Annotated in this window: 18 protein-coding genes, 1 tRNA gene and 2 pseudogenes; 10 read left to right on the forward strand and 11 right to left on the reverse strand. The window is 69.9% G+C overall.

The genetic code is table 11. The features are described 5' to 3' along the window. Positions 1 to 25 precede the first annotated feature (25 nt). On the forward strand, positions 26 to 1,666 hold the full coding sequence (locus tag JW592_RS29190; protein WP_209268258.1) for a bifunctional phosphatase PAP2/diacylglycerol kinase family protein: 1,641 nt from the start codon (positions 26 to 28) through the stop codon (positions 1,664 to 1,666). A 164-nt stretch (positions 1,667 to 1,830) separates the two neighbouring features. On the opposite strand, the gene JW592_RS29195 is transcribed toward JW592_RS29190, so the two are convergent. Beyond that, complete coding sequence (locus tag JW592_RS29195; RefSeq protein ID WP_209268259.1) at positions 1,831 to 4,464, reverse strand: SpoIIE family protein phosphatase; 2,634 nt, start codon at positions 4,462 to 4,464, stop codon at positions 1,831 to 1,833. A gap of 215 nt (positions 4,465 to 4,679) precedes the next feature. Continuing rightward, the gene (locus JW592_RS29200; RefSeq protein WP_209268260.1) at positions 4,680 to 5,264 is read right to left on the reverse strand and encodes a TerD family protein; all 585 of its coding nucleotides are present in this window, start codon (positions 5,262 to 5,264) and stop codon (positions 4,680 to 4,682) included. A 289-nt stretch (positions 5,265 to 5,553) separates the two neighbouring features. Between JW592_RS29200 and JW592_RS29205 the strand changes: the two genes are divergently transcribed. Together JW592_RS29205 and JW592_RS29210 are read left to right on the forward strand one after the other, a co-directional pair. Beyond that, positions 5,554 to 5,961 (forward strand): YciI family protein, encoded by a 408-nt coding sequence (locus tag JW592_RS29205; protein WP_209268295.1) that lies wholly within the window; start codon positions 5,554 to 5,556, stop codon positions 5,959 to 5,961. 8 nt (positions 5,962 to 5,969) lie between these two features. Then, a complete protein-coding gene (locus JW592_RS29210; RefSeq protein WP_209268296.1) occupies positions 5,970 to 7,181 on the forward strand; it encodes an RNA polymerase sigma factor in 1,212 nt (403 codons plus the stop codon). Positions 7,182 to 7,257: 76 nt separating this feature from the next. Here JW592_RS29210 and JW592_RS29215 read toward each other — a convergent pair whose 3' ends face one another. The 7 genes from JW592_RS29215 to JW592_RS29245 form a co-directional block, all read right to left on the reverse strand. Then, positions 7,258 to 7,941, reverse strand: a complete 684-nt coding sequence (locus JW592_RS29215) for a DUF4232 domain-containing protein (RefSeq protein ID WP_209268261.1) — start codon at positions 7,939 to 7,941, stop codon at positions 7,258 to 7,260. Positions 7,942 to 8,175: 234 nt separating this feature from the next. Continuing rightward, the gene (kdpC, locus tag JW592_RS29220) at positions 8,176 to 8,787 is read right to left on the reverse strand and encodes a potassium-transporting ATPase subunit KdpC (protein ID WP_209268262.1); all 612 of its coding nucleotides are present in this window, start codon (positions 8,785 to 8,787) and stop codon (positions 8,176 to 8,178) included. A gap of 5 nt (positions 8,788 to 8,792) precedes the next feature. Beyond that, positions 8,793 to 10,973 carry a potassium-transporting ATPase subunit KdpB gene (gene kdpB / locus JW592_RS29225; protein WP_372446594.1) on the reverse strand — a complete coding sequence of 727 codons (2,181 nt, stop codon included), beginning with the start codon at positions 10,971 to 10,973 and terminating at the stop codon, positions 8,793 to 8,795. A gap of 20 nt (positions 10,974 to 10,993) precedes the next feature. After that, positions 10,994 to 12,658 carry a potassium-transporting ATPase subunit KdpA gene (kdpA, locus tag JW592_RS29230; protein WP_209268264.1) on the reverse strand — a complete coding sequence of 555 codons (1,665 nt, stop codon included), beginning with the start codon at positions 12,656 to 12,658 and terminating at the stop codon, positions 10,994 to 10,996. Between the two features lie 7 nt (positions 12,659 to 12,665). Beyond that, a complete protein-coding gene (gene kdpF, locus JW592_RS29235) occupies positions 12,666 to 12,755 on the reverse strand; it encodes a K(+)-transporting ATPase subunit F (RefSeq protein WP_209268265.1) in 90 nt (29 codons plus the stop codon). A 1,529-nt stretch (positions 12,756 to 14,284) separates the two neighbouring features. Next, on the reverse strand, positions 14,285 to 14,644 hold the full coding sequence (locus JW592_RS29240; RefSeq protein ID WP_209268266.1) for a hypothetical protein: 360 nt from the start codon (positions 14,642 to 14,644) through the stop codon (positions 14,285 to 14,287). Positions 14,645 to 14,658: 14 nt separating this feature from the next. Further along, positions 14,659 to 15,924: a helix-turn-helix transcriptional regulator gene (locus JW592_RS29245; RefSeq protein WP_209268267.1), complete on the reverse strand. Its 1,266-nt coding sequence runs from the start codon at positions 15,922 to 15,924 to the stop codon at positions 14,659 to 14,661. A 213-nt stretch (positions 15,925 to 16,137) separates the two neighbouring features. Here JW592_RS29245 and JW592_RS29250 point away from each other — a divergent pair, with 213 nt between their 5' ends. The 7 genes and pseudogenes from JW592_RS29250 to JW592_RS29275 all read left to right on the forward strand — a co-directional run bounded on the left by JW592_RS29250 (position 16,138) and on the right by JW592_RS29275 (position 21,828). After that, entirely contained in the window at positions 16,138 to 16,554 is a 417-nt protein-coding gene (locus JW592_RS29250) for an ATP-binding protein (protein WP_229377052.1), read from the forward strand. Between the two features lie 80 nt (positions 16,555 to 16,634). Then, positions 16,635 to 17,099 carry a DUF6415 family natural product biosynthesis protein gene (locus JW592_RS29255; RefSeq protein WP_209268269.1) on the forward strand — a complete coding sequence of 155 codons (465 nt, stop codon included), beginning with the start codon at positions 16,635 to 16,637 and terminating at the stop codon, positions 17,097 to 17,099. Between the two features lie 92 nt (positions 17,100 to 17,191). Further along, positions 17,192 to 17,584 carry a hypothetical protein gene (locus tag JW592_RS29260; protein WP_209268270.1) on the forward strand — a complete coding sequence of 131 codons (393 nt, stop codon included), beginning with the start codon at positions 17,192 to 17,194 and terminating at the stop codon, positions 17,582 to 17,584. A 191-nt stretch (positions 17,585 to 17,775) separates the two neighbouring features. Next, on the forward strand, positions 17,776 to 18,309 hold the full coding sequence (locus tag JW592_RS29265; RefSeq protein WP_209268271.1) for a class IV adenylate cyclase: 534 nt from the start codon (positions 17,776 to 17,778) through the stop codon (positions 18,307 to 18,309). A gap of 65 nt (positions 18,310 to 18,374) precedes the next feature. Continuing rightward, entirely contained in the window at positions 18,375 to 19,490 is a 1,116-nt protein-coding gene (locus JW592_RS29270; protein WP_209268272.1) for a radical SAM protein, read from the forward strand. A 1,178-nt stretch (positions 19,491 to 20,668) separates the two neighbouring features. Then, positions 20,669 to 20,847, forward strand: a pseudogene (locus JW592_RS33025) (transcriptional regulator); the annotation flags it as partial. 26 nt (positions 20,848 to 20,873) lie between these two features. Beyond that, positions 20,874 to 21,828, forward strand: a pseudogene (locus JW592_RS29275) (tyrosine-type recombinase/integrase). A 34-nt stretch (positions 21,829 to 21,862) separates the two neighbouring features. On the opposite strand, the gene JW592_RS29280 reads toward JW592_RS29275, so the two are convergent. Next, positions 21,863 to 21,935: transfer RNA gene (locus JW592_RS29280), tRNA-Lys, on the reverse strand. A 113-nt stretch (positions 21,936 to 22,048) separates the two neighbouring features. Continuing rightward, the gene (locus JW592_RS29285; RefSeq protein WP_372446595.1) at positions 22,049 to 24,142 is read right to left on the reverse strand and encodes a DEAD/DEAH box helicase; all 2,094 of its coding nucleotides are present in this window, start codon (positions 24,140 to 24,142) and stop codon (positions 22,049 to 22,051) included. Positions 24,143 to 24,307 lie beyond the last annotated feature (165 nt).

Genomic DNA, 24,307 nt, shown 5'->3' on the forward strand with positions numbered 1-24,307 from the left:
GACGAGACGGAAGCGAGGGGGACCGATGGAGAGCCATCGCGGAGGGCGCGGGGGTCCGCGCACCGGTGCGCAGGGGGGCGTACGCGCCGCCGTCAGCAGGACCCTCGGCTCCTGGGACCGCGACCTCTTCCGTGCCGTCGCCCTGCGCCACTGGCCGCGCGCCGAGGGCGTACTGCCCCGGCTGAGCCGTACCGCCGACCACAGCAAGCTGTGGATGGGCACGGCGGCGGCCGTCGCGCTGTCCGGGGTGGGCGGCCCGCGCGCCCGGCGGGGTGTGCTGCGCGGGCTGGCCTCGGTCGCGGTGGCCTCCGCCGTCGTCAACACCGTCGGCAAGGGCGCCTTCGGCCGCACCCGCCCGGTGCTGGACGACGTACCGGCGATACGCCGCCTCAAACGGCTGCCCACCAGCACCTCCTTCCCCTCCGGACACGCGGCGTCGGCCGCCGCGTTCGCCGCCGGGGTGACGCTGGAGTCGCGCGGCCTGGGCGCTGCCGTGGTGCCGGTGGCCGCTTCGGTGGCGTTCTCCCGTGTCTACACCGGCGTCCACTACCCGAGTGACGTGCTGGTCGGTGCCGCGCTCGGTACGGCGGCCGCCTTCGGGGTGCGTGCCGCGCTGGACGCACGGCGCGCCGTTCCGCCCGCGCAACCCCTGGTGGAGGCCCCTGCGCTGCCTGAGGGGCGGGGGCTGTCCGTGGTGGCCAACCCGGGCGCGGGCTCGGCGGCCTTCGTACGCGAGATCGGCGAGGTGCTGCCCGCCGCCCGGGTGGTGCACTGGGACCCGGACGCGGCACAGCTGGCGCAGCTGCTCGATCAGGAGGCGCGGCGTGCGGCCGAGGAGGGCGGCGCGCTGGGCGTGTACGGCGGTGACGGCACGGTGAACGCGGCGGCCCGGGCCGCACTGCGCCACGGCGTGCCACTCGCCGTGCTGCCCGGCGGCACGTACAACCACCTCGCCCTCGACCTGGGCATCGGCCGCTCGGCCGACCTGGCCGACGCCATCACCTCCGGGCACGCCATCGCGGTGGACGTGGCCCGCTTCACGCCGCGCCACGGCCCGGGACGCCCGCAGACACCGCAGACGCCGCAGACGCCGCAGACGGGGCAGACGGGGCCGTCGGCCGCCGCACCGGAGCCGGACTGCTTCGTCAACACCTTCAGCCTGGGTGCGTACGGCGACCTGGTGGAGGTGCGGGACCGCTGGCGCAACCGGATCGGGCCGTGGGCGGCCGGACTGATCGCTGCGGTCCATGTGCTGCGCCATTCGCGCCCGTTCGAGGTGCGGGTCAACGGGCGGCAGCGGTCGCTGTGGCTGCTGTTCGTCGGCAACTGCTCGTACCACACCGTCGGCGGCGGGCCGGGCGGAGCGCGGCGCTTCAACCTCTCCGACGGCATGCTGGACATCCACCTCATCCGGGCCGGGCGCTGGGCCCGCACCCGGCTGATCGCCTCGGCCCTCGCCGGCGTACTGCACCGCTCCCCCGTACACGCCGCCGCACGCGGGCGCCGACTGCACCTGGCCGGCATCCCCGAGGGCACGCTGTGCTCCTACGACGGCGAGACGGCGCCCTCGCCACCGGCCCTGCTCATCGACAAACCCGCCACTGCGCTGACGGTCTACCGGCCCCTCCCGGCCTGGCTGAGCGGCTCGGCACTGCCGGACAGCTGACGGCCCGGCGGGCTGCCAGGATCTCTCCTCGGAGCGCACAGCTCAGCGGGCCCGGAACGTTCTGCACCGGCTGAAGGAGTACGAGGACGTGCCCGGGGCGCGCGAGGTGCTGGCCGACTTCGGGCATCTGTTGTACGTGTGATTGCCGACCCCTTGACTCCCAGTCAAGTGAGGGCTTGCTCGGCCCAGATGATTTTGCCGGTGGGGGTGTAGCGGGTGCCCCAGCGTTCGGCGAGTTGAGCGACGAGGAAGAGGCCGCGGCCGCCCTCGTCCGTCTCGGCCGCGTACCGCAGGTGGGGTGAGGTGCTGCTGTGGTCCCAGACCTCGCAGAAGAGGCTCTCGTTGCGGATCAGCCGGACGCGGATGGGCGGGGTGCCGTAGCGGATGGCGTTGGTGAGCAGTTCGCTCAGCAGCAGTTCGGTGGTGAACGCCGTCTCCTCCAGCCCCCACTGCGTGAGTTGCCCGGTGGCCGCGGTACGCATCCGTCCGACCGAGGTCGGATCGGGCTCGACGTCCCACTGTGCGACCTGGTCGGCGCCGAAGATCCGGGTACGGGCCACCAGCAGGGCCACGTCGTCGGCGGGGTGCTCGGGAAGGACCGTCCTCAGCACCTCGGTGCAGGTCTGTTCGGGGCCCGGGCTGCTGCCGGCCAGCGCCTGGCCCAGCAGCTCGATGCCGACGTCGACGTCCCGGCTGCGGTCCTCGACCAGACCGTTGGTGTACAGCACCAGTCTGCTGCCCTCGGGGAGCCGCCGCTCGACGGCCTCGAAGCGCATGCCGCCCACCCCCAGCGGCGGGCCAGGAGGCAGCTCCAGGAACTCCACCTCGCCGTCCGGGGTGACCAGCGCGGGCGGCAGATGCCCGGCGCGGGCCACCGTGCAGCAGCCGCCGACCGGGTCGTAGACGGCGTACAGACAGGTGGCCCCGGCGACGGGGGTCCTCGCGGGTCCCGCCTCCTCCTGGTCGATGCGGGTGACCAACTCGTCCACCCGGGCGAGCAGCTCGTCGGGGGGCAGATCGAGGTCGGAGAGGGTGTGGATGGCCGCGCGCAGGCGTCCCATGGTTGCCGCGGCCTGCAGCCCGTGGCCCACCACGTCCCCCACCACCAGCGCGACACGGAAGCCGGTCAACGGCAGCACGTCGAACCAGTCGCCGCCGACCAGGGCCTTGGCCGGGAGATACCGGTGCGCCACCTCCAGGGCGCTGTGGGTCACGTGGGCGGCGGGGAGCAGGTTCTCCTGGAGCGTCATCGCGGTGGCGTGCTCACGGGTGTAGCGGCGGGCGTTGTCCACCCCCAGGGCCGCCCGGGCGACGACTTCCTGGGCGAGGAAGAGGTCCTCTTCCCCGAACGGTTCCGAGCCGCTGCCGCGCCAGAAGTTGACCATGCCCAGCAGCACCCCGCGGGCGCGCAGCGGGACGAGGATCAGGGAGTGGATGCCGTACTCGACGACTCGCTGCGCCTGTTCCTGGTCCACCGCCATCCACGACCTGGAGGCTGTGCGCAGATCCGCCATCAGGACGCCCGGCGCCCCACCCAGCACGGCGGCCTGCGGGGTGGCGGGCGGCAGCGTCAGAGCGGTGCCCGGTGAGATGAGGGGGTGGTCGTCACGGATGCCGTGCACCGCGACCCGTCGCACCGGCACCAGGCCGTGAGCCGGCGCCGGCTCCTCGCCCCGCAGCACGGGTTCGGCCAGGTCGACGCTGGCGAAGTCGGCGAGCCGCGGCACCACGACCCGCACCACCTCCTCCGCCGTCCGGGTCACATCCAAGGTGGTCGCGATCTCGGAGGCTGCGTCGTAGAGCAGCTTCAGCTGTCTGCGCGCCGTCTCCGCCTTGCCGGTCAGTGCGCGGAGCTCGGTGGAGTCGCGCAGGGTCGCCACGATGCCGCCCGGTACGCCGTATCCGTCGGTGCGGCGTAGGTTGACGGCGAGCAGCCGGTCGCCGACGGTGAGCATCTCGTCGGTGGCCTCGCGCCTCGAGGCCAGCAGCACGGCGCTGCGCGGGGGCAGGCCGAGTTCGTCCACGCCCCGGCCCTCGGCGTCCGGCGGCAGCTCCAGCAGGCGACGGGCTTCGTCGTTGGCCAGCGTCAGCCGCCGGTCGCCGTCCACCAGCAGGATGCCTTCGCGTACCGCGTGCAGCACCGCGTCGTGGTGCTGGTAATGGCGTGCGATCTCGGCCGGGTCCAGACCCAATGTCTGACGCCGTACCCGGCGCGCCAGCAGCACCGAGCCGATGGTGCCCACCGCCAGCGCCAACACCGCCAGCCCGACCAACACCGGGATCTGCCGCGACGCCTCCGTGCTGATCTGCCGGAGCAGGACCCCGACCGAGACCAGACCCACCACCCGGCCGTCGTCCTTGATGGGCACCACGGCGCGTACGGACTGGCCGAGGGTGCCGCGGTAGGTCTCGGTGAGCGCCTTCCCGCGCTGCGCCGGTGCGATGGTGCCGACGAAGTGTTCCCCGATCCGGTCCGGGTTGGGGTGCGTGAAGCGGATTCCGGCCGGGCTCATGAAGACCACGAAGCTGGCTCCGGTGTCCCGCTGCACAGCCTTGGCCACAGGTTGCAGCCTGCGCGTGGGATCGGAGGACTGCACCGCGCTGATCACGCCGGGGGTCTGCGCGAGCGTCCGGCTGATCGCCAGCATCTTGTTGCGGCTCTCCGCGTTGGCCGCCCGCAGCGAGAACCCGATACTCACCGCCGCGCCGATACCGACGACGAGCACCAGCACCCCGACCTGGAACAGCAGCAGCTGCCCTGCCAGGCGCCAGCCACCCCGTGCAAGGACAGGTCTCATCGTCGTCACACTCTCGCTCGCCCGAACACGAGCCTACGGTTCACATCTGCGTTTTTCGTCGTATATCGGGCGGAGACACGCGCGACGGGTGGGCTGCGGAGTCGGCTCCGATTACCCGGGGGCCGACTCCCTTACGGGCGGAGGCCGACTCGCCTACGGACGGAGGTCGGCCCCCGGACCCTCGAAGACCTCGCCTCTTCTGCTCGGTCTACGTGCTACTTGCTGGCCGCGAAACGCATCAGGGCGTACTCGTCGCCCTGCTTGATCTTGCCCGTCTCATTGATCACTTGGAGCTTCCAACCGCCGCCCGCCCGTATGGCCTTGGCCACGGCACAGCCGTTGTCCTGGGTGAGCAGGCTGGGCCAGATGTCGGCTACCTGCTGCGAGCTGCCCCCGGTCGCGTCGTACACCTTGAAGCTGACGTTGCGCGCCTTCTGGAAGGAACTGGTTTTCTTGAAGGCGGCGGCCACGAAGACGATCGAGGTGATGACGCTCGGGATCTGGGCGAAGTCGACCGTCACCGTCTCGTCGTCACCATCCCCGTGCCCGGTCTGGTTGTCGCCGCTGTGCACCAGGGAGCCGTTGCCCAGCGGGTCGAGGGAGTCGAGGCCCGCCAGCCGCACCGGGTCGCCGCCGTTCATGGCTATGGCGATCAGATCGAGGTCGGTGCCCTTCTTCCGGCGGAGCTTGCCGACCACCCCGCCGCTGGTACCGGCAGTGGGGTCCCAGGACACACCGATGGACAGGTGCGTCACTCCGTCCAGGTCCGCGGGGCCGTCGTCCTTCGTCAACGTGATCATGCGTGGGTCGTCCTTCTCGGTAGAGGGGGCAAGGTGCCGGTTGTCAGAGGGTCAACGTACCGAGGGCGCCTGCCGTCCCCTCTTACTTGAGAGCCCCACGGCACGCTTGCCACTTTGCGCAACCATATATCCATATGAGTAATACGGACCGAGCCCTGTCCCGCCTCCTGGGTGCGGCGGAAGAACTCCCGAAAAAATCCCGGCGAGCATGTCGAGAACCGCCGACCTGCTCCGTCCTGGGTGTGAAGCGGCCAAGATGGGTCGCACCAGCACCGAGGAGAGAACCGCCATGGCCAAGTACCTGCTGCTCAAGCACTACCGAGGCGCCCCGGAAGCGGTCAACTGCGTGCCGATGGACCAGTGGAAGCCGGAGGAGATCACGGCGCACGTGCAGTACATGAACGACTTCGCGGCCCGGCTCCAGGAGACCGGCGAGTTCGTCGACGGCCAGGCACTGGCCCCCGAGGGGACATGGGTCCGCTACGACGGTGAGGGGCGCCCGCCGGTCACCGACGGCCCGTTCGCCGAGACCAAGGACCTCATCGCCGGCTGGATGGTGATCGACGTCGACAGCTACGAGCGGGCCGTCGAGCTGGCCGGGGAGCTGTCGGCCGCACCGGGCAAGGACGGCGAGCCGATCCACGAGTGGCTGGAGCTGCGCCCGTTCCTGACCGAGCCGCCCACCATCACCCAGTGACAGCGCCGATCGACGAAGCACTGCTCCGCAGCCTGATGCCGAGCGTGCTGGCCATCCTCGTCCGCCGCGGAGCCGACTTCGCGGCGGCCGAGGACGCCGTCCAGGAGGCGCTGATCGAGGCGGTACGCGTCTGGCCGGACGCTCCCCCTCAGGACGCCAAGGGCTGGCTGATCACCGTCGCCTGGCGCCGGTACCTCGACCACAGCAGGGCGGAGGCGGCGCGCCGCCGGCGGGAGGACCGCGTCGACGAAGAGCCGCCGCCAGGTCCGGCGCCGTCCGCGGACGACACGCTCCAGCTCTACTTCCTGTGCGCGCACCCGTCGCTGACACCGTCGTCCGCTGTGGCGCTCACCCTGCGCGCCGTCGGCGGGCTGACCACCCGCCAGATCGCCCAGGCGTATCTGGTGCCCGAGGCGACCATGGCCCAGCGGATCAGCCGGGCGAAGCGCACCGTCTCCGACATCGGGGCATCCCCTGCTCCGGGGGCCCCTCCCGGCCGGAGGCTGGGGGAGAAACCGAGAGCTCGGGGGAGGTTCGACCAGCCCGGCGACGTCGCCACCGTGCTGCGCGTTCTGTACCTGGTCTTCAACGAGGGCTACTCCGGCGACATCGACCTCGCCGCCGAGGCCATCCGGCTCACCCGGCAGCTCGCCGCCGCCATCGACCACCCCGAGGTGGCCGGGCTGCTGGCCCTCATGCTGCTCCACCACGCCCGGCGGGACGCGCGTACCGCGCCCGACGGCAGTCTGGTGCCGCTCGCCGAGCAGGACCGCACCCGGTGGGACACACGCCTGATCGCCGAGGGCATCGGGATCCTGCAGGCGGCCCTCGCCCGCGACCGGCTGGGCGAGTTCCAGGCCCAGGCCGCCATCGCAGCGCTCCACGCCGACGCGCCCACCGCCGAGGAGACCGACTGGGTACAGATCGTCGAGTGGTACGACGAACTCACCCGATTGACCGACAACCCCGTCGTCCGACTCAACCGCGCGGTGGCCGTCGGCGAGGCCGACGGACCGCGCGCCGGCCTGGCGGCGCTCGCCGAACTCGACCCCTCGCTGCCCCGCCACGCCGCGGCGGCCGCCTATCTCCACGAGCGCGACGGCGACCTGTCGACGGCGGCACGGCTGTACGCCGAGGCGGCCCACAAGGCGACCAACCTCGCCGAGCGCGATCACCTGACCCGCCAGGCCGCCCGACTCAACACCGACCGATCCCACTGACGCGCCGGCCCGACTCCTGAACGGGCCGCTCCCGAACCGACGTCGGGGCACGGGGCGGCGGGGCACCCGCCCCTCGTCACTGCTTGCCGGTGCCGACGGGGTCAACCGTGACCTCCTGGTCGGCCCCGGCCCGGACCGGAAGGCTGAAGCTGACCGACAGGCTCTTGGAGTGGGTCTCGTCGGGCGGGGTGACACGGATGGCGCTGACGTACGCGCCGGTGCCGCCGGTGTTGTTCGGCGGGTAGTGAAGGGTGAAGCGGGTCGTCTCGCCGGGTGTGAGGGCGACGGCCGGGGCGTCGATACCGCTGCGCTTGGCGCTGAGCGGCCTGCCGGCGTCCTGGGACAGGAGGTCCACACCGGGGAATCCCTTGAGCGAGCAGGCGTCGCCGCCGGTGTTCTTCATCCTGACGATGAGATCGCCCTCGCCCATGCCGTGGGAGGTGCCGAAGGCGAGGTCCGACGTCTTGCAGGGGCCGGTGGTGATCTGCCCGCCGCCACTGCCGGGGGCGGAGTCGGCCGCGTTCTCCTTGGACCCGCTGCCGCCGGAGTTCCCGCCCGAGGAGGAGGAAGACGAGGACGACGAGGAGGAGCCGCCGCCCGAGGAGCTGCCCGACGAGCCCTTCGAGGACGAGGAGGAGCCGCCGGAGGCATGCGTGTTGGCGTTGGCGTCGGCGTTGGAGTCCTCGTTTCCCTGGCAGGCGGTGAGCGAGAGACCGGCGGCCAGGGCCAGGGCGGCGAGAGTGAGCTTGCGAGCGCGCATCGTTTTCTTCCTCAGGGGTCGGTGCCGGCGGCCCGGCACGGTGAGCGTTACTGACCCCTTCGATCCACCCCGCCCGAGGAATGTTCACGCCCACCGGCCGCTCTTACCTGCCTGTTACACACACCCCTCTCCTCCCCCCATCCCCCAGGCCCCCGGCCCCACCTGGGACAGCCCCGTGACAAACCGACGGAGCAGCCTGCCTCTGCGAGGGCCGGGGCCCGGAGGGGGACTGTTTCAGTGCTCGGCGAGGTGGCGCAGGGACAGGTTGAGTTCCAGCACATTGACGCGGGGCTCGCCGAGGAAGCCCGCGTCGCGCCCTTCGGTGTGCTCGTGCACCAACTTCGTCACCTGAGCCTGAGTCAGGTGGTTCGCGCGGGCGACCCGGGGGATCTGGATGTCGGCGTACGCCGGTGAGATGTCCGGGTCGACGGCGGAGGCCGAGCCGGTGGCGGCGTCCGCCGGCACCTTGGCGGCAGGTACGTCGTTGAACGCGGCGACCTGCTCCCTCGCTTTCCGTACGGCCTTCACCAGCCGCTCGTCGGAGGCCCCGAGTTGGCTGGAGCCGGTGGCGAGCGGGTCGTAGTCGCTGTTGGAGGGGCGTGGCTGGAACCACTTGGGGTCGGGCCGGTCGGTGCCGGGGATGTTCCACTTCTGACCGATGAGCCTGGACCCGACCTCGCGCCCCTCGGCCCGCACCTTCGAGCCGTTGGCCTTGTCGTGGAAGGCGGCCTGCGCGATGCCGGTGACCGCCAGCGGATAGAGGACGCCGGTGGCCACCGTGAGCACCAGCAGGGCCCGCAGGGCGCCCCACAGCAGCCGGATGGTGTTGCGTACGGAGGTGTTCATGGCGGTCAGCCGACTCCGGGGATCAGGGAGATGAGCAGGTCGATGAGTTTGATGCCGAGGAACGGCGCGATCAGCCCGCCCACGCCGTAGAGGCCGAGGTTGCGGCGGAGCATCCGGTCGGCGCCGAGCGGCCGGTACCGCACGCCGCGCAGGGCGAGCGGCACCAGCGCCACGATGATCAGCGCGTTGAAGATCACCGCGGCCAGGATCGCGGACTCGGGACTGGCCAGCCGCATGAAATTGAGGTCGTCCAGGCTCGGGTACGCGACGGCGAACATCGCCGGGATGATCGCGAAGTACTTCGCCACGTCGTTGGCGATGGAGAACGTGGTCAGCGCACCGCGGGTGATCAGCAACTGCTTGCCGATCTCCACGACCTCGATCAGCTTGGTCGGGTCGGAGTCCAGGTCCACCATGTTCCCGGCCTCCTTGGCAGCGGAGGTACCGGTGTTCATGGCGACGCCGACGTCGGCCTGGGCGAGCGCGGGGGCGTCGTTGGTGCCGTCGCCGGTCATGGCGACGAGCTTGCCGTCGGCCTGCTCGTGCCGGATGAGGGCCATCTTGTCCTCGGGCGTGGCCTCGGCCAGGAAGTCGTCCACTCCGGCCTCGTCGGCGATGGCCTTGGCCGTCAGCGGGTTGTCCCCGGTGATCATGACCGTTCTGATGCCCATCTCGCGGAGTCGGCCGAAGCGTTCCCGCATGCCCGCCTTGACCACGTCCTTGAGGTGGATCACGCCCAGCACCCGGGCGGCGGCGCCGTCCTCCTCGACGGCCACCAGCAGCGGCGTGCCGCCGGCTTCGGACACCTCCTCCGCCGACCGCAGGGCATCCTCGGGCGCGTGCCCGCCCTGCTCGGTCACCCAGGAGAGCACGGCCTGCGCGGCGCCCTTGCGTACCTTCGTCCCGTCCACGTCCACACCCGACATCCGGGTCTGCGCGGTGAAGGGCACCCATTCCGCGTGGGCCAGTTCCCCCTCGTGCCGCTCCCGCAGCCCGTACCGCTCCTTGGCCAGGACGACGACCGAGCGGCCCTCGGGTGTCTTGTCGGCCAGCGAGGAAAGCTGCGCGGCGTCGGCCAACTCCTCCCCGGACGCGCCCTGGACGGGGAGGAACTCCGCCGCCTGACGGTTGCCGTGGGTGATGGTGCCGGTCTTGTCCAGCAGCAGCGTGGACACATCCCCCGCTGCCTCGACAGCCCGCCCGGACATCGCCAGCACATTGCGCTGCACCAGCCGGTCCATGCCCGCGATGCCGATCGCGGACAGCAGGGCGCCGATGGTGGTCGGGATCAGGCACACCAGCAGCGCCGTCAGCACGATCAGCGACTGCTCGGCGCCCGCGTGGACCGCGAACGGCTGCAGGGTGACCACCGCCAGCAGGAAGATGACTGTCAGCGAGGCCAGCAGGATGTTCAGCGCTATCTCGTTCGGCGTCTTCTGCCGCGCGGCGCCCTCCACCAGGCCGATCATCCGGTCGATGAACGTCTCACCTGGCTTCGCGGTGATCTCGACGACGATCCGGTCGGAGAGCACCTTCGTACCGCCGGTCACCGCCGAACGGTCGCCGCCGGACTCGCGGATGACCGGAGCGGACTCACCGGTGATGGCCGACTCGTCCACCGAAGCGACGCCCTCGATCACATCGCCGTCGCCGGGGATCACCTCGCCCGCCTCGCACACCACCAGGTCACCCGTCCGTAGCTCGGTGCCGGGGACCCGCTCTTCCGGGCCCTGCGTGTCCCTGTTGGCAAGTCGCCGGGCGACGGTGCCGGTCTTGGTCCTGCGCAGTGTGTCGGCCTGCGCCTTGCCGCGCCCCTCGGCCACGGCCTCGGCGAGATTGGCGAAGAGCACCGTCAGCCACAGCCATACGGTGATCGCCCAGCCGAACCAGCCACCGGGGTCGGCAACGGCCAGTGCCGTGGTGAGGACGGAGCCGATCTCCACCACGAACATCACCGGCGACTTCACCATCACCCGTGGGTCCAGCTTCCGGAGGGCGTCCGGCAACGAGGTGAGCAACTGCTTCGGATCGAACAGCCCTCCGCCGATCCGGCCGGCCGTGTGCTCGGAATCCTGCCCGCCAGGCGTCTCCTGGCGTGGGACGAGCACGCCGCTCCCCGCGGACGGGGGAGTGGCTGTCGGGGACGTGGAGGTGGACGTTGAGGTGGCGGTCGACGTGTTGTCCATCGTGCGCTTCAGATCGGAGGTCATACGGCCAGCCCTTCAGCGAGCGGCCCAAGTGCCAGAGCCGGGAAGAACGTCAGTCCGGCCACGACGACGATGGTCGCCACCAGCACGCCGGTGAACAGTGGTTTGTCGCTGCGCAGCGTTCCCGCGGTGGCGGGAACCGGCGTCTGCCCGGCCAGGGAGCCGGCCAGCGCCAGCACGAACACCATCGGCAGGAAGCGGCCCAGCAGCATGCAGAGCCCCAGCGCGGTGTTGTGGTAGACGGTGTCGGCTCCGAAACCGGCGAACGCGCTGCCGTTGTTGTTTGAGGCCGAGGTGTAGGCGTAGAGCACCTCGGAGAAGCCGTGCGCGCCGGTGTTCGTCATCGACGACTCGCCCTCACCCGTGGCCATCGCCACGGCCGTACCGATCAGCACCAGAGCCGGAGTGATCAGGATGAAGCAGGCGGCGAGCTTGATCTGACGGCTGCCGAGCTTCTTGCCCAGATACTCGGGCGTGCGCCCCACCATCAGCCCGGCCAGGAACACCGCCACGACCGCCATGACCAGCATTCCGTACAGGCCGGAGCCGACGCCGCCGGGCGCGATCTCACCGATCATCATCCCGAAGAGCAGCACTCCGCCCGAGAGCCCCTGGAACGAGTCGTGGAAGGAGTCAACAGACCCGGTCGAGGTCATCGTCGTGGACACCGCGAACAGCGAGGAGCCACCCTCGCCGAACCGCTGCTCCTTGCCCTCCATCGAGCCGCCGGCCAGCTGCGAGGCCGCTCCCGGGTGGGCGAACTCCAGCCACGTCACCGCGATGACGCCGGCCAGCCAGATCCCGGCCATGGCCGCCACGATCGCGTACCCCTGCCGCACGCTGCCCACCAGCGTCCCGAAGGTGCGCGGCAGCGAGAACGGGATGACCAGCAGCAGGAAGATCTCCAGCAGATTGGAGATCCCGTTCGGGTTCTCGAAGGGGTGGGCGGAGTTGGCGTTGTAGAAGCCGCCGCCGTTGGTGCCCAGGTCCTTGATGGCCTCCTGGGAGGCGACGGCTCCCCCGGTCAAGCGCTGATGGTCACCGGTCAGAGTGGTGACGGAATGGATGTCCGCGAAGTTCTGGACCGCCCCGAGAGCCACCAGCACCACGGCCGCCACGGCCGAGATGGGCAGCAGGATCCGCACCACCCCACGCACCAGGTCGGCCCAGAAATTGCCCAGTTCGCCGGTACGTGACCGGGCGAAACCGCGCACCATGGCGATGGCCACCGCCATCCCCACAGCCGCCGACACGAAGTTCTGCACCGCCAGGCCGGCGGTCTGGGTCAGGTGGCTCATCGCCGTCTCACCTGAGTACGACTGCCAGTTCGTGTTCGACACGAACGAAGCAGCCGTGTTGAACGCCTGGTCCGGATCGATGGGCGCGAAACCCAACGACAGCGGCAGCTTGTCCTGCACCCGCTGAAGCAGATACAGCAGCGACACACTGACCAGCGAGAAGGCCAGCACTCCGCGCAGATAAGCGGGCCAGCGCATCTCCGCGTCCGGGTCCGCGCCCACAGCCCGGTACATCCACCGCTCGACGCGCAGATGCCGCTCCGAGCTGTAGACCCTGGCCATGTAGTCACCAAGGGGCCGGTGGACCAGCGCCAGCGCCGCGATCAGCGCCGACACCTGCGCCACAGCGGCAAGGAGATCACTCATCGCCGCGTCAGAACCTCTCCGGGAAGAGGAGCGCCGCGATCAGATAGCCCAGCAGGGCCACGGCCACGATCAGCCCGGCAACGTTCTCGCCCGTCACAGCTTCTGCACCGCCTTGGCGGCGAGCGCCAACAGCGCGAACACCGCGACCGTGACGACGACGAAGGCCACATCGGCCATCAAGTGCTCCTCGGAATACGCTCAGGGTCAGGACCCTGCGAGCACACCACCCCTCCCAGCCCTCCCGGTCCCCCGTTAGCACCTTCCATACGGCAACAAGCGCCTCCCTGACGCACCCCTTACACTCCCGGCTCCAGCCCACCCCCACCGACGGCCCACCCACCCACGCAGAGCCCCCCGAAAACGCCGAAGCGCCCGGACCGATGATCTCGGTCCGGGCGCTTCCTCGCAGGTCAGCGGGGTAAGCCCGCCCTGCTCGCGGTAGGCCGTGTGGGACTCGAACCCACAACCAATGGATTAAAAGTCCTGGTCAGAGCATGCCGGCCGGTGACGGGTACGTCCGCGTGATCCTTCCGCACCAGGTCAGGGGTGGTGCGGAAGGTGACCGCTGACGCGTGGTCCGGACGGGTGACGGCACGTCCGCTCACGCATCGCTCACGCATCGGGGCGTCATGACCAGCGGCTTCGAGGGCGACACTGACACTGGTCAGGCAATCTCAGAGACTCCGGCTTGTTCCTCTCGACTGAGGCCCGAGCGTGAGCCCATGGGCTTTGGGAAAGCCGTGTGGATACACGGTGGCGGCCAGAACCTGATCAATGAACCACTCGACAGCCTCGACGTCTCTGTCTCTGTACGCGCTACGGCGTTGTTCAAGGTCGGAGTTCCACGCCTCGACCCGGGCAGCCTTCCTGGTTACGTTCCTCGTGGCTCGCGCGTGCTCGTTCCAGCTTCTTGACGCGCTTCGACTCCTCGCGGGCATGGGCTCGTTGTGCTTCGTCGAATCGCTTCCTGGCCACGTCGACCTCTGCCTCGTACCTGCGACGTCCGAAACCGAAAGCACTCAGTAGCCCCCCCAGGCGCCGCTGGTTCGTACTCTTCCCAGCGAGGCGAGGGTGCCGCTTGGGCACGCCCTTTGGGAGGCACGAACTGGCTCGGGACAAAGTCCTGCCGTAGTCGATCGAACGTCAGTGGGGGTTCGTTCAGTACAGCTGTGCGCAGCAGCTTGGTGAGCTGCTCAGCGTCGTTCTCGGTGACGCTGGTGCGATCGGCGGCCTCCTGCGCACGTGCAGCCTCGTAGGCAAGCTTCTTCTCGCGAGCCTTTCGCTTGGCTTCAGCCTCGGCTGCCTTACGAGCCCGCTCGCGCTCCCTGGCCTGCCGCGCAAGTTCCCGTGCGTAGGGACCGTTCCCGCCCGCCACCCTCTTCCCCCAGCTCAGTGCGTGATCGTCAGGTTGGAACCACCCGTAGTATCCCGTACACAATCGGTGGCGTCAGCAGATAGTTGCCGACCTCCGTTGGGCTCTGCCCTGGCTGCCTGCGGTTGAACCTGCACGGTCACCTCATGACTTGCCCTACCGCCCGGGGGGGGCCAGCTCGGTGGCGGCCTTGGGCAGGGTCCACCGCTGGGACGGTCCTGTGGAGACACCTCGCAATTACGGCCGACCGGCTGCTATAGAGCCTCGATGGCTTCGAAGATGTCGGAGTCGGTTTCCTTCTGCCAGTCCGGGAGGTCGGGCCAGTCGGCGACGTAGGCGGGCTTGGGGTCGCCGAAGTGCTTGTACATCTGGGCCGTCCAGCAGGTGGCGACGAAGCGGCCCTTCTGTTCGCGGGTGAGGCGTTTGGCGTTGCCGTCGCTCAGGTCGAGGAAGTGGCGCACCTGCTGGTAGACGGCGCCGGCGGCTTCGCGTTCCCAGTCGGGGGTGTCTTCCCAGGGCGTGACGTAGCTGGCTTTGGGTTCGCCCGGGTAGTGCTTGTTGACTCCCGCGATCCAGGTCTCCCGGAACAGGCGGGCGCCCTCGGTGTCCGTCATGCCTACCCCTCTCGTCACGTCGCGTGCAGGCTGCCGATGTCGGCGGCCAGTTCGGCTACGCGGTGATCGTGGCCGTAGGAGTGCAGATCATCCCGTAGCGTCTGGAGTCTACGGGCGACGTAGCCCGAGCCCGATTGCCGCGCGAGCTGGAGTGCCTCGCGGCCGTGGGTGACGGCCTGTTCCGCGTCATGGCGTTTGGCGCCGATCAGTGCGAGGTCGACCAGGACGGAGCCTCGGCGGCGGTAGGAGGTTCCCTTGGCCAAGGCGGTGGAGTCGAGGGCGCTCTCGAGAGCCTTCTCGGCGAGGTCGAGTCGTCCGAGCTGGACGAAGCGGGCTCCGCGTTCTTCGGGGAGGCGGGAGCCGTCGAAGCGGAGCCATCCGCCGTTGTGGACGGGGCCGGGGAGGTCGGTGACCTTCTGTGCCTCGTCGAGGGCGCGCTGGCAGGCGTCCAGGTCGCCGAGGTTCGCGTGTGCCTCGGCCTGGACGGAGGCGACCCAGTAGCGGGTGGACAGGGCAGGGTCGCCGCGCGTGGCGATGGTGCGGGCGACGTCCAGGGTCTCGGTGGCTTCCGTGAACTGCCGCTCGGACATGTCGACGTAGGCGTGACGGACGAGGGCGCAGGCCCACAGGTCGAAGGCGTGCGCGCTGTCGCTGGCGGACGCGGCCACGGAGTAGGCCGCCGCGGCGTCCGTGTAGCGGTTGCTGTCGAAGGCCAGCTCGCCGGAGAGCTGGAAGAGGTCTCCGGCGGCTTCGCACATCGCGGCGGCCCGGCTTGATGAGCCTGTCTTCAGGGCGTCGGCGAGCGCGTCGAGCTGGTCCTGGACGACGCCGTGGACGGAGCGCTTGGAGCGGGCCAGTTGGTAGACGTGCCAGAGGTGTTCGTTCATGCGGCGGTAGTCGTCGGCCGAGCCGCGCTCGGCGGCCTCCGCTATGTCGTCGGCTGCCTCGGGTCCCAGGGCGGTCAGGGCTCCGGTCACCGTGAGCAGGCGCAGAAACTTGCGTCGGATCATTTCGTCGGATTCACCTGGGCCGTGAACGGGACGGGGTAGGGGCTGTGCTGGCTGCGCGTGGTGGTGGACTGCTGGTGGTGGTGGATCCAGCATGCGGCCGAGTTCGGTGATGTCCAGGCGCAGAAGTTCGGCCATCTTCGGCCGGTGGACGCATTCGGGCGTGGTCTCACCGCGTTCCCAGCGGCCGACCGTTGTGCGGTCGACGCCGAGCGCATGGGCGAATTTCTCCTGACTGTAGCCCATGGCTTTACGCCGCTCGGACAACCGCATGGCGCTCTCCTCCCCGCCTGACTGGGGCCCTACCCGCTGCGGCACCCCATGCATCAGAGGTGCATCAAGACTGCCGCACGGATGCCGTGGTCCGCAGCGATCTCCGGCGGTTGGCTGGAGTCCTGAAAGTCGGACCGGCTCCCGCGACCACCCCCTGAGTGAGGGGAGGCCGCTCTGGTCGAGCGACCGATCCCGGAGGGAAGACCCGTGACCATGACGGCGGCAAGAGCGACCTCGATCGGCGCGCCCGGATACAGCCAGACGTTTCCGTCCGTGCCGGAGTCCGCGGGCCTCGCCCGCGACCTGGTGGTCACGGCGCTACGCGTATGGCGCCTCGAATCGCTCCTGAACGAGGCCACCTTGGTCGCGACCGAGTTGGTCGCGAACGCGGTGCAGCATGGCTCTGGCCGCTACCTGGTCTTCAGCGCCGAGCGTCCCTCGCAGTTCCGCGTGCGTATCCGTGTGACCGACCAGTCCCGCGTCCGGCCCGTGCTGCGGTCTCCGGACGAGGGGGAGACGAGGGGCAGGGGGTTGCTCCTGGTCTCAGCCCTCGCCATTGACTGGGGTACTGATGTGCACACGAGCGGCAAGACGGTGTGGGCGGACTTGGCGGACGAGGCGGGTACGTGATGGGTCGCCACCGGCGGCCTCGCCACTTCGCCCTCGTCGGCCGACACCAAACGGTGGCGCGCGCCCCTGACAGCCCACCGGTGGAACGACGGACGCCAGGGCAAGCGTGCGAGCACGAGGTCCCTGCCTTCGGCGAAGCCGCGGTCGAGGCTACCGACGACGCGACCCTTCGTCGCTTTCTGGAGGCGATGCGCCGCTGGCAGGCCGAGGAGCAGGACGAGCCGCTGGCCGTGACACCCGAGACCGTTCGCCGCACGGTCGAGTATGTGCTCAGCAGGCACTTCGACGGTGTGGACGGGGCTGACCTGCGGCCGGCGACCGACACCCTGCACGCCTACCTGGACGCGCCGGCGGACGCTACTGAAGCCGAGCTGGACACCGGGCGGATCGTAGTCGCGGAGATGGTGGCCAGAGCCAGAGCCGCTGCGAGCGAAGGCCCACAACCGTCGCTGACGGCGGCGCGTCGGACAGCCAGGGCGACACGGGACCTGCTGTCACTCCTGGAACGAGAGGGTTGGCAAGGCACGGGGGTGGCGACCCCATGAAGTCGTCGGCAGCCTCCTTCGCCTTGAGGATGGGCCGCGTGCCCCTGTACGCGAAGCACCCGTGCACAGGGCGTTCGGTGCGGGTGCCGTTCGTGGCGATGTGGGATAGCGAGAAGGCGGTCGCCGAGGCGACACTGGCCGTTGCGCTCACGCCCGGGGCTCCCAGGCTGGTGTACCAAGGACGGGAGCTTCCTTCTGACCGTGACGGGTTCGGGGTGCTGTGGGCGCGCTGTTCGTACTCACCCGGCGTCGGCCGGCCGGACTTCGCGTCGATGCACCCGGGGCGGCAGTACGAGTGCATGTACGCGATGAGGTGCCAGGTCTGCCGCCTCACCACCGACGGCTGGCGCCTCAACCACGGCGACACCGACATCTGGCTGCCCAAGGACGATCCGGGCCTGCACTCGGTACTCGCCTCCAAGCTCATCCGCGAACTCCGCAAGGTCACCCCCGTCAACCCGCGCGACCTGCGCACCGCGCTCTGAAGGACGAGATCGTGACTGCCTTCCAGAAGCTCCGGCGCACATTGATCCGCTGGAGCAGACCGAGAGCGCAGCCGCGCGTGCCGCGCCCGTTCGCCATCCCGATGGAAGATCGGCTCAACGAGTGGCGGCTGGCTCCCGCCCTCCTGCCAGACTCGCCCATCCCCTGCGGTTCGAGAGGAAGTTGGTATCCCATGCACGTCGTCGAGTACGAGGCCAAGGCTCTGGAGATCGACCCGGAGGCGATGGCCACGCGCATCAAGTCCACGGGCGGCACCTTCCACGGCGAGCGGCTGATGCGCCGCTACGTCTACGACCCCACCCCACCGGTCGCAGGCCGCTGGGTGCGGCTGCGGGACGCGGGCGGTGCCGTGACGCTGTGCGTCAAAACCATCAGCTCGGACGCGATCGACGGCACCCAGGAGACCGAGACCACCGTCGGCTCCTTCGAGGACACCCACACCCTCCTCGGCCTCATGGGCCTGACCCACCGCTCCTACCAGGAGAACCGCCGCAGCTCCTGGCTCCTGGACGGCGTACGGCTGGAGATCGACACCTGGCCCCGCATCCCCCCGTACCTGGAGATCGAGGGCGCCGACGAGGAACAGGTCTGGCAGACCGCCGAACGCCTCGGTATCCCCAGGTCCGAGCTGACCAGCGAGAACACCCAGAAGATCTACGCCCGCCACGGCATCGACCTCGACACCATCACCGAGCTGCGCTTCTGACCCCACCCCTACACACGGCCGACCGGGGCACCCCTCCGTCCCGGTCCGGCACGGAAGGCGGAACGATGCACGAACCACTCGACGACGTACCGGTCACGGTCGTTCCCGACCGCACCCTCCGCGTGAAGATCATCGACGCGTGCGGGCTGGCCTGCACCTTCTGCCACAACGAAGGCACCCCCGTCACCACCGACAACAGCGACCGCCCACCCGACGCCTTCACCGGCACCCCCGGCCGCTCCGGCCGGGTCTCCATCTACCTGGCCACCAACAGCGCCGACTTCCTCACCCAGCGCATCCCCGCCGACTCGGACTTCGCGCTCGCCCTGGCCGCCGTCCGCGGCAGCCTCCCCATCAACGAAGTCCACTTCACGGGCGGCGAGCCCACCCTCCACCCGGACTTACCCGATCTCGTCCGCATCGCACGACGCCTCGACCTGACCGTCGGCCTCACCTCCAACGGCGAGAACGGCGCGGCCGTGCTCCCCGAGTGCGCCGAGGCCGGGCTGGACCGCATCAACCTGTCCGTCTTCGGCACCACCCCCGACGAACTCGCCGCCGTGCAGGCACCCCGACTCGCCTCGCCCCGACTGGCCGCCCGCAAGCTCGACGCTCTCGCGGACACCATCGAGACTGCCTGCCGGCACGGAGTGAAGGTCTCGGCCAACATCGTCATCCCCGACCACCAGCACGTCGAACGGGTCCTGCGCATCATCGAGCAGCACGGCCGCGACGTGATCGTGCGGATGCTGGTGAACCTGGAAGACGACGGCGCCTCCCTGGCGGCTGTGCGGGAGGTCATCAACCGCTTGGGCGCCGTCCCCGACCTGCGCATCATCACCGCAGGCGCCTCCGACCAGCGCACCCGCTACCGCCTCCCCGACGGCCGCACCCTCTACGCCAAGAGCATCCGCGCCGTCCGGCTCCCCGACACCTGCGCCGACTGCCGCTTCAACAACGACCGCGACTGCCAAGAGGGGTACTACGGCGTCCGCATGTACCGCGCCAAGAACGGCCCTTTCATGATCGGCGTCTGCATCCAACGCATGGACCTCTGCCTGCCCCTCGGCGAATTCGTCATGAGCCAACGCTGCACCGAGGTCAGGAACTTCCGTGACGACGAGACCGCCCGCCTCACCGCGCTCCACCGAACCTCTGAACGGGAGCCACGCCGAAGCTGAGCACGCCTTGCTCCTGGCCCCCAGCTCGGAGGCCCTGGACGTCAGGCGCTGGATCCGACACCCGAGCCGTTTGACCTCCGGGGGCGAAGACACCGGACGTCCAGTCCGGATGTTCGATCTGGAGCGGGCGACGGGAATGGAAATTGTGCTCCGAGTTGGTGGATCAGGGGAAAGAGGACAGTAATTGTGCTCGTGAGCTGGGCGAATACTGAGTTCGCTGGCCGTTCGGCGGCGGGATGCTGGCTGAACACTGTTGGCTGAGGATCACCGGAAGTTCTGTGTGGAGCTCTCACGCGTGATGTCTGCTGGAGACTGACTTGGCCCGCTATGCGCAAGGGGCTGACAGCGCCTCAAGCGAAAGGCAAAATAGAGGCGCTCGGTAGAAAACGCGACTCCCTGCATCCACTGCCCCGAAGCGGGCCCAACATGAGGGAGTCCGAACATGGAGCCGATTTCGCTGTTGCTTATCGTGATCATTCTCATGATTGTCCGCGACAGGTAACCGGTCTAGGTACCGAGTGCCGAGGGCCTTCGCAGGCCCTCGGCTTTCCCATCTCGAGTCTGTTCATCTTCTGCTACATCGGTAGAGGGTTCAGCGTAGGGCAGTGATCAAGGTTGCGACCCCCGTGAGAAGTGCACCCATACCGGTCAGGATTGCCGCCCATACAGAGTGCTGACACCCTCCACTGGGCTCGCTCGCAACCGGTGGGGGCGTCCGACATGACGTTCCCTCCTCGCTTGCTCCTGAATATCACTGGATAGCTACGTTCCAGCCGCGCCCTGGTGAGACATGAAGGATGGGGCTAGCGTCTCGGCGGCGAAGCTACAGGACTTCTGACCTGCGTCGCGTCGAGCGCAATTCACGCCAGCCACTTGATCCACTGTGTTGAGTATGTGGCTCTGACGTCGGCGGTATATCTCAAGAGGTGCTGGGCGTAGCGGTGCTTTGGTCTGCGGCGCGGGCGCGCGGTGGGCCAAGTTGCTCAGCGCGGGTTCGGCGATCTGCCGGTGGGCGATCTGCAGGTGGACGAGGGCCTGCTTGGCTGCCGCTTCTTGCTGGGCGTGCTGGCGTGTGCGGTGCCAGTGCATCGCGAAGGCAGCGATGTCGGCCCACTGGGCGTCGGTCAGGACCGGGTCCTCGGGGCGGCCCGGACCGGGCAGTGCCACACCTTGTGCCCAGGACCGCCACCAACCGCGCCCGGAAGGAAGAGGCCGAGCGCAGGCGCAGCGAGTACGCCGACCAGGCCATCTCCGCCAGGTACACCCTCCGCCACCTCCGCCGGGAACTCCGCGAGGAGGGCGCCACCCCACCCGACCTGCCCCCGGACTCGAAGACGTCGACCCGTCGAGTCCATAATCGAATCCAGCTCCGGAGGATCGCCTTTGAAGGGTTCTACACACCGCCGCTGCTACTGCCGCGACACCGAGACCGGCAAGCCGCTCGGCAAGAAGTGCCCCGAGCTCTCCAGCCGCAAGCCCGGCTCCTACTCCGTACGGCAGGAACTCCCGCCCCGTCCCAACGGCACCCGCCGCTCCTTCAGCCGCGCCGGCTACGAGAGCCTTAGGGCCGCCCAGAGCGCCCTCAACCATGTCCGCGCGCTCCTCGCCCTCGCCGACGCCGACGACCCCGAGAGCGTCGAACTGATCGCCGCCATGCTGGAGGAGGTCAACCGGTAGAAGGCGCCGCTGCCGAACGTCGAGGAGACTCGTCGGCGCCTCGCGTCGGGCCTGAACGTCCGCGGCAACCTCACGGTCGGCGAGTGGCTGGAGAGCTGGCTGGCGTCGAAGAAGCGCCGTAGGACGACGCTCAACGGCTACAGCTCCCACATCCGCGCCCATCTCAAGCCGCACATCGGCCACATACGGCTCGACCGCCTCAACGTCGGCCACTTGGTGGCCATGTTCGACGCGCCGCCGCTGGGGTCAGGCGTGGCAGGACACCGGCAAGGTCTTCACGCGAGAAGACGGCTCCTGGCTCCACCCGGAGATGGCCTCCGAAGCCTTCCGTCACATCCTCGCGACGACCGACCTCCCGCCCATCACTCTTCGTGATCTACGTCACGTCGCCGCCACCCTCACCCACGGAGGCGGCGGCGACCTCCACGCGGTGAAGGAGACACTCCGGCACTCCACCATCGTCCTCACGTCGGACACGTACACGAGCCTGCTCCCCGAACTCGACCGCGAGATCGCCGAGAAGGCCGCACACCTCGCCCCCAGGGCCCGCCCCGCCGCCCCGACGGCCGATCCCGGCGCGTCCGCTCACGCATCGCTCACGCAAGAGCCCGGAAACGGCGAAGCGTCCGAGCCCACTGAAGTGGACTCGGACGCTTCATAGCAGCTCAGACGGGGTCTGCACTACTTGCAACCGGTAGGCCGTGTGGGACTCGAACCCACAACCAATGGATTAAAAGTCCACTGCTCTGCCAATTGAGCTAACGGCCCGCACCGAGCAGCATAGCCCGGGGCTCGCGCGAGCCTCGAAGGCATTCCGGGTTGAACGCCTTCGAGGCTGCGGTCGGGCACGTGTTCGGGAGGGCCGGGGCCCTCACCGAATGTCAGCCGTTGCGCTTCCAGCGGGGCTTGTCCGCGCGGCGGTCCGGAGTGCGGGCGCCGTTGCGGCCGGGGGCGTGGGAGCCGGAGCGGTGCTCGCCGGCGCGGCCGTACGGGCGGCGGTCGTCGCGGCGGTCGCGGTGGTGGGGGCGGTCACCGCCGCGGAAGCCCTCGCGGCGGAAGCCGCGGTCGCCACCCTCGCGGCGGTCGTCACGGCGGACGTCGTCGCGGCGGTAGCCCGCCGCGCCGGAGCCGCCACGGCCACCGTCCCTGCCGCCGTCCCGGCCACCGTCACGACGGTCCCGGTCCCGGTCGCGGTCGCGGTCCCGGCCGTACGGGCGGTCGTCGCGGTCGCGGCCGTAGGGGCGCTCGTCCCGGTCGCGGTCGCGGCGGAAGCCGCCACGGTCGTTGCCGCCGCCGTACGGGCGGCGGTCGCCGCGGTCGCGGTCACGCCGGTCGTACGACGAGCGTCCACCGCGGTCGCCACGGTCGCGGTCGGAGCGCTCGCGCTCCGCGCGCTCGCGGCGCTCCGCCTCGGCCTTGGCCTCGCGGCGGGCTTCGGCACGCGCCTCCTCGGCGGCCTGGGCGGCCTCCGCCTCGGCTGCGGCAGCGACGGCCGCCTCGGGGTCCTCACCGCGCTCACGGGCCGCACGCGCGGTCAGCAAGGTGGCTTCCTCGCGCAGTTCGGCGGCGCGCTGCTGGAGCTTCTCCAGCTGGCGGCTGAGCTTCTTGGCCTCGCGCTCGGCCTGGCGGGCCGAGTTGGCGGCCGACTCCGCCTGGACCTCGGTCAGCGAACGGGCACCTGTGATACGTGCCACGTCCTCGTCGAAGACGTCGCCGCGGCCGATGATGTGCCGCGAGGCGTCGACGCCCGCGTCCTCCATCAGCCGGAAGATCTGCCGCCGCTGGTGGGGCAGCGCCAGCGAGACGACCGTGCCGGACTCGCCCGCGCGTGCCGTACGGCCCGAGCGGTGCAGGTAGTCCTTGTGGTCGCCGGCCGGGTCGACGTTGAGCACCAGGTCGATGCCGTCGACGTGGATGCCACGGGCCGCGACGTCGGTGGCCACCAGGACGTTGACCTTGCCGTCCTTGAAGTCGGCCAGCGTGCGGGTGCGGGCGCCCTGGGTCATACCGCCGTGCAGCGCGTCGGCGCGTACGCCCGCCTCACGCAGCTGCTCGGCGACGCGGTCGGCGCCCAGCTGGGTGCGGACGAAGATGATGGTGCGGCCCTTGCGGGCAGCGATGGCGGTGGTGACCGGCGCCTTGTCGCGCGGCTTCACGACCAGCACGTGGTGCGTCATGGTCGTCACCGCGCCCTGCGCCGCGTCCACCTCGTGCGAGACCGGGTCGACGAGGTAGCGGCGCACCAGCGAGTCGATCTCCTTCTCCATGGTGGCGGAGAAGAGCATCCGCTGGCCGCCCTCGGGCACCAGGTCGAGGATCTCGGTGACCTCGGGCAGGAAGCCCAGGTCGGACATCTGGTCGGCCTCGTCCAGGATCGCCGTCTCGACGTCCTCGAGGGAGCAGGAGCCGCGGTTGATCAGGTCGCGCAGCCGGCCCGGGGTGGCGACGAGGATGTCGACACCGCGCTCCAGCGCGGAGATCTGGTTGGCCATCGACGTACCGCCGCACACGACCTTCAGCTTGAGGCCGAGCGTGTCCCCGTACGGCTGCAGCGCGTCGGAGACCTGCATCGCCAACTCGCGGGTCGGGGTGAGGATCACGCCGCGCGGACGCTTGCGCTGAGTGCGGCCACCGCTGAGGCGGGCCAGCAGCGGCAGACCGAAGGAGAGGGTCTTGCCGGAGCCGGTGCGGCCACGGCCGAGCACGTCCTTGCCGGCCAGCGCGTCCGGGATGGTGGCGGCCTGGATGGGGAACGGGGCGGTGACGCCGTTCTGGGCGAGCTTGCGTACGACGGAGTCGGGGAGGCCGAGGTCGCCGAACGTGACCTTCGTCTCTTCGGCCGCATCGGCGGCCGTATCGACAGCCGTATCGGCGGCCGCCGCCTCGGAGGTCTCGCCGGACGCTTCGACGACCGGCTCCCCGGTGGTCACGGCGACGCTGATCTGGTCGGCCGTCATCGCGGCCGCTTCCGTCATCTGGGGTGCTGTTTCGGTGATTTCGGAGACCGTTTCGGTGGTTTCGGGGGCCGTCTCAGCGGTCGGCTCAGGGAAGTCCTCAGGCCGTACGGCGGCAGGGGTGGTGACAGTCATGCGAGTTGCGACAACCTTCCGGAGTCATTCGGCACGCGCCCATAACTCCGT

It is taken from the genome of Streptomyces spirodelae (genome assembly GCF_017676385.1).
GTDB lineage: Bacteria > Actinomycetota > Actinomycetes > Streptomycetales > Streptomycetaceae > Streptomyces > Streptomyces spirodelae.